This window comes from Pedobacter sp. Leaf216 (genome assembly GCF_001421515.1).
GTDB lineage: Bacteria > Bacteroidota > Bacteroidia > Sphingobacteriales > Sphingobacteriaceae > Pedobacter.
On record NZ_LMKM01000002.1, the window covers coordinates 16,596 to 28,533 of the forward strand.

The following is an 11,938-nucleotide window of genomic DNA, read 5'->3' on the forward strand; positions in this document are numbered from 1 at the left end:
TATTTACGGGCTTAGCATTTAATATCCAATCATGAAGATTTTTAGATTATCGTTTGTTATACTGTCACTTTTATCCACATTAAGTTTTTCATCTTCGGCACAAACCGATACCATAAGTATAAATTCACTGATCAGCAAAACCAATAAAGTTTTAAGCGATTATCCGGCTGAAAAAATTTATCTCCATTTTGATAAACCTTATTATGCTGTGGCCGATACTGTTTGGTTTAAAGCTTATGTTACCGAAAATCAGAATTTTTTATCCGGCATCAGTAAAATCATTTATGTTGATGTAATTAATCAGAAAGATTCCCTTATTCAAACCTTAAAATTACCTATAACTGGTGGTTTCGCTTATGGTAGTTTCCCTTTAGATCAGGTAAATTACAAGCAAGGCAATTACCACATCAGGGCCTATACCTTGTGGATGCTTAATAGTGAAGATCCTGCTTACTTTAACAAAACATTTTATGTAGGGGAAGCCATTGATAAGGAAGTAAAAACGCATATTACGTATAAAAATACATCTACTGATAAACTTGAAAAAATTGATGCAAGGGTTCAGTTTAAAGATGCCAACAATAAACCTTATGCAAATAAAAGTGTAACATGGCAGGTGGTTACCAGTTATACGGTAATTGCAAAAGGCAGGGGCACAACAGATGCAAACGGTTATTTAACCATTGCTATGAGCAATGCGCAAAAGGCAGAATATCAATTGCAAAAAGGCGAGTTAATTACCAGCATCAACACTACTGATAAAGATGTAGCCAACAGTAGCTTTCAACTTAAAAATGCCATTTTAAGCAAAGATTTTCAATTTTTTCCAGAGGGTGGAAGTATAATTTCAGGTTTAACCAATAAGGTAGCGTTTAAGGCCATTAAAAGTGATGGTTTGGGCATCAGCTCAAAAGGAACCATTACCGATAGCGATGGTAAAACAGCGGCAACTTTTACGGCTCAGCATTTAGGTATGGGCAGTTTTAATTTACTTGCCGAGGCAGGCAAAACTTATAAAGCCGCAGTTACTTATGCCGATGGTACCACACAAAATTATAACTTACCTGCAGTTACAGCCAATGGTATTGCCATAAACATCGATAACAGCAATGCCGATAATGTAGCTATAAAAATTGCGGCCAATGATGCTTTTTTTGAACAAAACCAAGGCAAAAAGTTCTATCTGATTGCACAAAGTAAGGGTGTTATATGTTATGGAGCACAAACTGCGTTATCAAACAAGGAATATAATACCACTGTACTTAAATCTAAATTCCCTAATGGAATTGCCCAGTTTACTTTATTCAATGAATTTGGCAAGCCATTGAGCGAAAGACTGGCATTTGTTCAACACAAAAACACCATGGCAGTAATCCTAACCAGTGCTGCTACTACTTATGGCGTTAAGAAAAAAGTGAAGATAAATGTAGCTGCCAAAAAGGATGGTGCCCCCGTAGAAGGCAGTTTCTCGGTAGCTGTTGTAGATGAAACCAAAGTTCCATCGAGTGAAGATGCAACCAGTACCATATTAACAGGCTTGTTGTTAAGCAGCGATGTTAAAGGCTACATTGAAAAGGCCAACTACTATTTTAATGCCCCCGATGCAAAGAAAAATGCTGATTTGGATGTACTGCTCCTTACCCAGGGATACCGCAGCTTTAAATACACAGATATTGTTGCCAATAAATTGCCTAAAATCGACTTTTTGCCTGAACAAGGCATTGAAATTTCGGGTATTTTACGTCAAAATAATGGCATTCCGGTTAGAAAGGGCGCTTTATTGTTAACCATACCCGATAAACGTTTTAATTTGGAAAGCACCACCGATCCTGTTGGCAATTTTAAATTTCAGAACCTGGTATTTAACGATTCTTCTAAAGTTACCATTACAGCGAAGTATAATGTGAATTATAAAAACATGACTTTGAGCTTAAATGGCGCACCGATTCCATCATTAACAAGAAATTTTAGTGCCGCTGAAGAAGTTTTAAATATCGACAGTGCTTTAACCAATTACCTGGATAACAGCAAAAGACAATATGCCTATTTACACACTTTAAAAGATGTAAACATTAAAGCGGCTGTTGTACCAAAGGTTAGCCATAAGGATTACCCTGCATTAAGCGGACTGAGCCAAATAGCTGATCATGAAATTAGTGGCGACCGTTTAAAAGGTTGTGGTTTATTAATAAACTGTTTACAGGGCATGCTTGCTGGCGTAACCTTTGCTGATAATAACTTTTATGTAAGCAGAGATTACAACCAGGGTAAAAAAGTGCCGATGGGTATTTTCATCAACGGTATGAATGTGGATGTTAACCAGATTAACACCTTAGATGCTAACCAGCTTGAATCTGTTGAGGTTTTCCTGAGAGATGATTTGGGTTTGGTAAACCGAGCAAATAACGTAAATGGTGTAATTGTATTTAACCAGAAGAAAGCACCTAAAGGAACCAAAATTTCGAAAGCCCAATTGATGGATATGCTTCCGAAATATTACGAGCTTACTTTTTCACCACAAGGTTATAACAAAGAGAAACAGTTTTATTCTCCAAAATACGATGTTCCGGCGAGTATGAACCGAAACGATTTAAGAACCACCATATATTGGAACCCTAAAGTTGTAACCGATGCAACTGGTAATGCTTCTTTCGAATATTATAATGCAGATGGTAAAGGCCAGTACAAAGTAATTATTGAAGGTATTGATGCGAACGGAAATTTAGGAAGATCGGTATTTAAGTATCTTGTTAAGTAGTATAGCTTATAGTCGATGGTTGATAGTTAATAGTTAATAGCTAAGGTTATTAACCGAGAGGAATAAGTTATCAATTTTGTAGATGCAGTTGATGAACCCTGGCCATTATACCTTAGATTATTTGTGTTAAGTAGTATAGCTTATAGTCGATGGTTGATAGTCGATAGTTAATAGCTAGGGCTATCAACCCAGAGGAATAGCTACCAATTTGGTATGGGATAATTTATAGGCCCTGGCCATTATTATGCTACTAAACTGATTCCTGGCTACTATAGCTTAGACCATTAACAAATTTGGTATACGCAATTAATCAACCCTAGCCATATACCATTGACTATTAACCAATTTAATTTATACAGTTGATGAACCCTGGCCATTATACCATGGACTATTAACCAATTTAGTTTATGCAAATGATGAAGCCTGGCCATTATACCATGGACTATTAACCATTAACCATCAACCATTACCCATTACCCATCAACCAACAACAACTCTATTCATCCCCCACTCATACCTCATAAGGTAACTTTTCTCCTTTTAAACCAGCTAAAACATTCTTTACAATAATCTGCGCCATGGCTGCCCTTGTTTCTTCAGTGGCCGAACCAATATGTGGTAATACTGCAACACTTTCCATTGCCAGTAATGGATTATTTTTATCCATTGGCTCCGGATTGGTTACATCCAAACCTGCTCCCCAAATTATTTTTTCTTCAAGTGCCTTAATCAAATCCTTTTCGTTATGTATGCCGCCCCTTGCTGTATTAATGAAAATTGAATTGGGTTTCATCTGTTTAAAAACATCAAGGGTAAATTTATCTTTAGTTTCTGGTGTGAGTGCGGTGTGGATAGAAAGCACATCACTTTGAGCCAAAAGTTCTTCAAACGAAACATACGTGGCACCGATTTCTTTTTCAGCTTCTTCGTTACGCGAGCGGTTGTGGTAAATTACCTGCATTTGATAGGCACCGATGCATTTTTTGGCCATTTCCAAACCAATTTTCCCTAAGCCAAAAACACCAAGGGTTTTGCCATTTATTTCAATCCCCAATTCGGGAGTTGGCTCATAGTTTTTCCATTCACCATTAATAATTTTTTTGTGGGCGTAAAAAGCCTTTCGCGATGCGGCAAGCATTAATAAAAAAGCTGTATCTGCAGTGGCACCGCTTAAAACACCCGGAGTATTGCCAATTGGAATATTTAATCGTTTCGCAGCCGCTACATCAACCTGATCGTAACCAACAGAGTGTAAAGCGATAACTTTTAAGTGACTGCAGGCTTCAAGAAATTCGGCATTAATTTTATTCGGCCCTACACTGATCAATCCATCCTGATCCTGGCAGGCTTTTATAAGTTCTTCGGCTGTAATCTGCCTGTTTTCTTTCCATTGGGTAATCGAAATGTTGTTTTCTTCCAGTTCCTGTATGCCAACTGAAGCAATATTGCCACTTATAAATACTTTCATATTTTAATTAACAGTAAAAAATCCTGGGTGTTTTAATCAATTATAATTACTGAACACGCAATTATTTAACTGTTGCTGTTAATACCTGATAGGTATTGGCGCTAAAATAGCCCAGTGCATTATTGGAAATGTTTGAAGTTGGATTGGCTGGTGTAGTGCCCTGGTTTGGCCCACGGTTAGATTGCTGACTCAGCGCATACCAATAATCGAAAATGTTGGTATCAATACATTCCATTTCTATCTTTATCTTATCGTTAGAATTTAGCTCGTCGCTATCATGATCATTAGTTGGCGGTTTAAAAAACAATTGAATTCTAAGTTCATTCCCATTTGTTAAACGATCGTTATTAACGTAAAAACGTTCTGATAAAATATCATTTACATAAAGGTTAAAGTGATAAAAATTGGTTTCGTTAACCGGATCTTTCAAAAATACTGCGGCAGTTTTACGTTCCCTGCCAAAGAAAAAGTTCTTAATCACTCCAATAGAATCCACTTTTACCACGTTCGGCATTTTCGAACTTGCAGTATAAGTTTGTCCTTCTGAAGTAACATTTAAATTGTAGGTAACCCCTGGAACTCCCCGCATCCTGTTGATGTAAGTACCGGCTATTGCACCTTCTTTAAAAACATAATTATTCCCTTTACTATCCGTTACGGTAACACTTGCCCCCGAAACTTTTGGAAAAACGTTTGCTTCTGTATAGCCGATGGTTTTGCTGATCTTAATCTGCTGATCGATCAGTTGATCATTAATCTTGCCTTCGATAACAATCTGTGGATCGGCATTTTCGGTATCAATAGAGATAATTTTCTTGCAAGATGTTAAACATAAGGTAAACAGCGAAAAATATATAATCAGTTTTTTCATGCGCTTAAAATTTAAAGTTCCAGGTAATTGAAGGAATAAGGCCAAACAATGAAGTTTGCTGGGCAGCCGTTTTACCCGGATTATCCGGATCGGTAATAAACTCAATGGAATAAGGGTTTTTTCTGGCCAAAACATTATAAATACCAAAATTCCAGCTCGATTGATATTTTTTACCCGGTTTGCCTTCTAAAGTTGCACTAACATCCAAACGCATGTTATAAGGCATACGGCCTGCATTTCTTTCGGTATAATAATAGGCCATTTGGCCACCAATGCTGTATTTACCTGCGGGATAGGTAACTGCATTACCGGTGCTGTATATAAAACTTGAAGAGAAAGTCCAGCGTTTAGTCATGTTGTAAATACCCACTACTGAAATATCATGGGTCCTATCCTGCCTTGCCGGAAAATAATTACCATTATTAAGTTCAGTAAACTTACGTTCGGTACGTGATAAGGTATAACCTACCCAACCGTTCAGTTTTCCAAATTTCTTTTTAAAAAACAGCTCCAGGCCATAAGCCCTGCCTACTCCGTATAAAAGTTCGGATTCTACATTCGAATTGGCCAACAATTCTGCTGCATTTTTGTAATCAATCTGGTTTTGAAGCCATTTATAGTAAATCTCACCCGAAAGCTCATAATTGTTATCCTGAATATTTTTAAAATAACCCAAAGCAACCTGATCGGCAATTTCGGGCTTTATATTCGTACTGCTTAAAACATATTGATCGGTTGGTGAGCTTGATGTTGCATTGGTTAAAATGTGTACATTTTGCGTATTGCGGTTATAAGAAGCTTTGATTGAATTTTCTTCATTAAAGAGATAACTTACCGAAAAACGGGGCTCGAGGTTAAAGTAGTTTTTATGGAATTTTCCTTTGGCTACATTTTCGGTCGATAGGGTATTTCCATCTGCATCGTAGGTACTAAAATTACCTGGGCCCATTAAAGAAAAAGCAGCCAGGCGCACACCATATAAAAAGTTTAAATGTTCGTTTACCGCCCATTCATCTGAAATGTAAGCAGCAGATTCTATACCGTAACGCCTTTCTTGTGTAAGTGAATTAACCTGCGAAGCTTCATCGCTATCAATATCTATAGGCGAAATGCGGTGTTGTGTGGCATTTATACCAAATCTTAAGGTGTGTTTATTGCTGAAATACTGAAAATCTTCTTTAAAGTTAAAATCCCTGACCAATGAGGTTGCTTTAAAGTTAGTGGCATCGTTTAACAACCTTACGGTATAATTGTAGTTATTATAAATTAATGATGTATTGGAAAATAAACGGTCGCTAAAAATATGATTTAACCTGATGGTGGTGGTTACATTGCCCCAATTGTTTTCGAACAGATCTTTAACACCAATGTTATCCTTGCCAAAATAGCCGGAAATATAAATGGTATTTTTATCATTGATTTTATAATTCGCCTTGGCATTGATATCATAAAAATTTAAGGTACTGCCATTTACAGACGAATCGGGCGACGACCTCAAAAACAAGTCGATATACGTTCTGCGGAAACTCACCATAAAAGAACCCCTATCTTTAACAATCGGTCCTTCTGCCTTTATGCGCGAGGCAATTAATCCGATCCCGCCCTGAAATTTAAATTCCTTATTGTTGCCATCATCCATTTTTACATCTAAAACAGATGATAAACGACCACCATACTGTGCCGGCATACCGCCTTTGTACAAGCTTACATCTTTAATTGCATCAGCATTAAAGGTTGAAAAAAAGCCAAGCAAGTGCGAGGAATTGTAAACCACTGCTTCATCCAAAATAATTAAATTCTGATCGGCAGCACCACCACGTACATAAAATCCGGTATTGCCCTCGCCGCCTGATTTTACACCAGGCAGCAGCTGAATGGTTTTTAAAATATCCTTTTCGCCCAATAATACGGGAATGGAATTTAGCGACTTCATATCAATCCGCTCCAGCCCCATTTGTGCACTTTTAACATTTTCATTTTTACGGTTATTTGCATTTACCGTTACCTCGGCCAAATCGATTGCACTTTTTAATTCTTCGTTAAGCTTGGTATCTTTATTTAAATCAATGGTTTTAACAATGGCTGTATAGCCTGTATAACTTACTGTAACAGTATAAGTTCCTTCTGGTTGGGTTAAGGCAAAATACCCGTAATTATTGGTTAGGGTTGCTGCTGTAGATGCTCCAATAATTTTTACCGTTGCTCCAATAAGCGTTTCGCCTGAGCTGGCATCACGGATGGTACCACTGAGGGTAAATTTATTTTGAGCAAAAGTAGCAGATGTGATGAGGACGAGAAAAAATAACGCTAAGTAGTGTTTTATGAGCATATTGGCTACTATCTAATTTATAAGGTCGAAACCAAATGTACGAATTCCAAGCCCTTTTAACAGATAATGGGCAATTTCTTCATACAAACGGGTTTATTTACTTTATAACGGGATAAATTGCAATATGGTGTGAGCGCAACATATAAGCACTTAAATGATCTTTACCAGCCTGCTGAAAACTGATTAATTTTGATGATTCTTTGGGCATATGGCAATCGATGCAATTGCTGGTGAGTGATCCTTTTGCAAGGGTAGCCTGGCTATGCCGGGTTGTTTGATGGCAGTTGATGCAACGTTGAGAATAAATGGCCAAATTGCCTTTAATATTTTCGTGTGTGCTGTGGCACGATTGGCAGGTCATGGTTTCACTTTTCTGATAACAGTTACTCCCCTTTAACATGGCACTCTGGTTACCATGTACATCGATACCGCCACCACCAAATCCAACAAAATCCTGCGAATAATAGGCATCCAGGTCATCACCAGGTTTAAAAACAAATACCGATCGTTGTGCTACCAAAGTATTGCCTGAATGGCATACTCCGCAAACATCCATTTTTTGCTTGCGGGAAAGTGTTTTAAAAATGCTGATGAATTTTGCCGTCTTTTCTTCCGGGTTTTCCATATGAAATACCACATGTTGTTTACCCGGGCCGTGGCAACGCTCACAATCTATTCCATAAATTACAGATCCTTTTTCCATTTGTTCTTCTTTGGAAAAAGCAGATTCCTGCTTGATTTTTACATCTACATAAGAGGCATGGCACTCCAAACAGCGGCTTGTAATTGCCCTATCGTAGTAAAATGTATTTTTAGGAAAGCCCGGACTAATGGCCCAGTTCTGGATAGCAGAGAAATAAGATAAAGGTAATTCGTATAACTTATTCCCAATCCAATAACCATAGGTATACGCTTTTTCGCCAGATCCGAATTGAATATCAAATTTTTGGGCACGTACTGCTTTGTTATTCTGATAAGCTACCTGAAAAATGCCACTATCTCTTTTCTCTATAACTACTTTTTGATGTTCATCAAATAAAAAGCGGTTAGAATCGGGTGAAAAAATTTTCAATAAGGCAGCATCAACAACGGGTTTAGATGTTAAAACATGTGCATTATGCGCAAAAGACTGCGCTAAATCTTTATGGCATTTTACGCATGTAGCTGCTCCGGCATAGGCTTCGCCCCTAATATCAGGTGGTAATTTATCAGCAGCATTCATACATCGCGAAAGGATTAGGATTACAACAGCAAGAGCCCCTAAAATAAACAGGATACGTTTCGCGCCTTTCACTAGATGTGCTTTATTACTTTATAAACTGAATATAACTAAAATTATAGCCTCCAACCTCTGCCAGCACCTTTATTTTTTGCTTTCCTGCTTTTAAGGCGATATTTTTAAGTTCAAAAGTTGCAAACTTCTTACTATCGCCGGTATTTGGTACAGCAATATCTTTCGCTATAGTATTGCCATCAATTGCAATGGTTAATTTGCCTGCAGCATGATCTGCTGCTGTATTAATTTTAAGTGTGTAAGTTCCTTTTTGTGCAACATTTACCGTGTATTGTAACCACTCTCCTTTTTCGATATGGTTTACATAATACTTTTCGTACTGTGCTGAATCTTTTGCAATATCTACCCCATCATTACGGTAACTGCGGCCACGGTTTCCGGCAGTACGTTTCCCTGTTGAAGTATGGTAATCGGCAGTATCGGTGTCAGAATAAGCAAAACCATTTCTACCAAGATCGTAATCTACCGCATAAACAATGCTTTTATTTTTAATTAAATTGGCTTTAAAAGGTTTGGTTCCGTTACTAAAAGGCTGGCGGATCATCGCATCAATTACATCATGGTGGATGATTGTATTCTCTAAACGCGAATAAATAGCAAGTTCCATTAAGCCACTGTACACATTGCTATCTTTAGGTTTGTTGCCTCCATTATTTAGGTATTTCACCAATGCATCATAATTGGGGTTCGATTTAATCTCCATTGGGTTATTGCTGCCGATCTTTTTTAATGGCCACCAAGACCAGCCAATGTTATTTTTTTCTAAAAGGCTAATGGCATCAGTAAACCAAACGTTAGAATTTTCGCCTGTTTCGCCCAGCCAAACCGGAACATTTTGCTCATCTCTGGCTTTGATAATATGTGCAATGGAAGCCTGATCGTTATAATTCCAATACTTGTGGAAACTTAAAACCATATTTTTATCCCAAAGCGGGAAAACACCATTATAATTATTGCCCCAGCCATTTCCTTCTATAATAATGATGTGCTTTTGATCAACCTCGCGAATGGCTTTGGTAATTTCAACCATCAGTTTCCGCAATGGTGCATTTACTTTTTCTTTCGTGCCATTTTTATCTTCTTCAGGGTTTGAGAAACCATAATTGGGTTCGTTCAGAATGTCGTATGCGCCAATGTAACGTTCATTTTTATACCGTTCGGCCAGTTTTTTCCATAAGGCAATCGTTTTTTGCTGATTGGCTTCACTATCCCATAAATACGGTTTTGAAGGATCGCGGTCTGCAATATTTAAATCGTTCCCTTGTCCGCCAGGTGCGGCATGCAGATCCAAAATGAGGTACATTTTATTCGCCTTACACCAGGCCAACAAGCTATCGGTTAAGGCAAAACCTTTATCGAGCCAGGTATTTTTGCCTGCAACAGGTTCTTTGTCAGCCGGTAATGTATATAAATTATAGTGCATGGGCAATCGGATGGAATTAAATCCCCAGCGTTTTATCGAATCTACATCAATTTTGCGCATGTGGTTAGCTAGCCAGGCATCGTAAAACTCCTGCGTTTGCTTAGGCCCCATTAGTTCTTCTATCCTTTCGCGGATTCGGTATTGCTGCGCCTCTTTGTTAATTTTGAGCATATAACCTTCTTGCAACATCCAACCGCCTAAACCAAAACCACGGAGCAAAACATTCTCTCCTTTTTCATTGACTATTTTTTTGCCATCGGCCTTTAAAAACCCCTGACAAAACCCTGTAAACGAAATGGCGCTGAGCAGAAAAGTATATATTATTGATTTTATAAAAGACATAAAATTTAGGTTAGGTTTTAGATAATTACCACACATAGGTTGCTATAGCTCCTTTATCAAGTGCTGCCACAATGGTTTTGCCCTTAAAGCCGATATTAAACAATGCCACGTTTTTACCACTATTGGCTACAATTAAAACGTGTTTTCCATCAGGTGTTTTAAAGGCAACATTTGGTAAATCGCTTAACTCGTTAGTGGCAATACGAACAGCACCCGGCCGCACAAATTTAGATGCATGTGCAATGGAATAATAAGCCAGGTTTCTACTGTATGCATCTTTATTAATGGTTACCGCACCCTGGCACATGGAGCAGCCTCCTCTATCGGTGTAGGGTTTATTTTCGGGGTCGGCAGCCAGATTCCATTCCAATACATTTTTACTCCAGTTACGGGTAGCACCAATAATTAAACGCTTAACGGGGTTCACAATTTTAATGTCTGTAGCATCTGGCTGTTCAACCACCATTTGTTCTGAAAAGTAAATGTTTTTATCAGGATGGGCATTGTGTACATCGGTTAAAGCTTCAATTTTTCCTCCATACAAATGAAACGCAGAACCATCGATATACTTTTTGGCTTCAGGATCATCTAAAATCGTAATCGGGTAATCGGGCCGGTCGGCATTATGATCGTATACCAGAATTTTGGTTTTAATATTTGCTTTTGCAAATGCCGGACCGAGAAATTTCTTTACAAAAAGTGCCTGATCTGGTGCAACCATTAACAAGCTTGGGTTATTGCCAGGGTGTAAAGGTTCGTTTTGAACGGTTATTGCATCGATAGGAATGTCCTCTTTTTGCATTTCCTGTACATAACGGACAAAATATTTAGCGTAAGCATCATAATAAGCTGGCTTTAACATGCCTCCACGGGCATCATAAGCGGTTTTCATCCATAAGGGGGGAGACCATGGTGAACCCATAATTTTCAATTTTGGGTTTATCGCCAGGATTTCCTTCATTACCGGAATTACATCCACTTTATCGGGGCCGAGGTCGAATTTGGCCTGTGTTAAATCAGTTTGTCCTTCGGGAAGATCGTTGTAAGAAAATACTTTTTCATTTAAATCTGATGCGCCAATACTCAACCGGATATAACTCACGCCGATGTTGTTCCCATCTACAGCAAAAAGTTCTTTCAATAATGCAGCTCTTGCCGGTGCCGACATTTTAATAATATGCTGTGCACTGCCTCCGGTTAAAGCGTAACCAAAGCCATCAATGGTTTGATAAGTTTCCTTTTCATTAATTAAAATAGTTGGGTTATCATTTTTAACGGTTTTAAAACTTAAGCCTGCTGCCTGTTTGGCAAATAGTACAGATCGATCTGCCTTGGTGAGCCAAACCTCTGCCTGGCTCTGGGCAACAGCACAAAGGGAAGAGCAGGTGAAAATAAAAGCAATAAATAGGTGTAGCGGTTTGGAATGAAGCATAGGTAAACTAATGATCAGATT

General features: G+C 38.2%; 7 protein-coding genes. 1 reads left to right on the forward strand and 6 read right to left on the reverse strand.

What is annotated here, in order from left to right; all coding sequences use genetic code 11:
* The first annotated feature begins 31 nt into the window (after positions 1 to 31).
* Positions 32 to 2,758, forward strand: a complete 2,727-nt coding sequence (locus ASE74_RS01225) for an Ig-like domain-containing protein (protein WP_055903147.1) — start codon at positions 32 to 34, stop codon at positions 2,756 to 2,758.
* Between the two features lie 511 nt (positions 2,759 to 3,269).
* Here ASE74_RS01225 and ASE74_RS01230 read toward each other — a convergent pair.
* The 6 genes from ASE74_RS01230 to ASE74_RS01255 all read right to left on the reverse strand — a co-directional run bounded on the left by ASE74_RS01230 (position 3,270) and on the right by ASE74_RS01255 (position 11,917).
* On the reverse strand, positions 3,270 to 4,226 hold the full coding sequence (locus ASE74_RS01230; protein ID WP_055903149.1) for a D-glycerate dehydrogenase: 957 nt from the start codon (positions 4,224 to 4,226) through the stop codon (positions 3,270 to 3,272).
* Between the two features lie 61 nt (positions 4,227 to 4,287).
* Positions 4,288 to 5,097, reverse strand: a complete 810-nt coding sequence (locus ASE74_RS01235; RefSeq protein ID WP_055903151.1) for a DUF4249 domain-containing protein — start codon at positions 5,095 to 5,097, stop codon at positions 4,288 to 4,290.
* A 4-nt stretch (positions 5,098 to 5,101) separates the two neighbouring features.
* Positions 5,102 to 7,426 carry a TonB-dependent receptor gene (locus ASE74_RS01240; RefSeq protein WP_055903153.1) on the reverse strand — a complete coding sequence of 775 codons (2,325 nt, stop codon included), beginning with the start codon at positions 7,424 to 7,426 and terminating at the stop codon, positions 5,102 to 5,104.
* A gap of 97 nt (positions 7,427 to 7,523) precedes the next feature.
* A complete protein-coding gene (locus ASE74_RS01245; protein WP_235525981.1) occupies positions 7,524 to 8,720 on the reverse strand; it encodes a multiheme c-type cytochrome in 1,197 nt (398 codons plus the stop codon).
* Between the two features lie 13 nt (positions 8,721 to 8,733).
* Positions 8,734 to 10,485, reverse strand: coding sequence for a cellulase family glycosylhydrolase (locus ASE74_RS01250; RefSeq protein WP_055903296.1), 1,752 nt, complete (start codon positions 10,483 to 10,485; stop codon positions 8,734 to 8,736).
* 25 nt (positions 10,486 to 10,510) lie between these two features.
* Positions 10,511 to 11,917 (reverse strand): glycoside hydrolase family 30 beta sandwich domain-containing protein, encoded by a 1,407-nt coding sequence (locus tag ASE74_RS01255; protein WP_082458601.1) that lies wholly within the window; start codon positions 11,915 to 11,917, stop codon positions 10,511 to 10,513.
* Positions 11,918 to 11,938 lie beyond the last annotated feature (21 nt).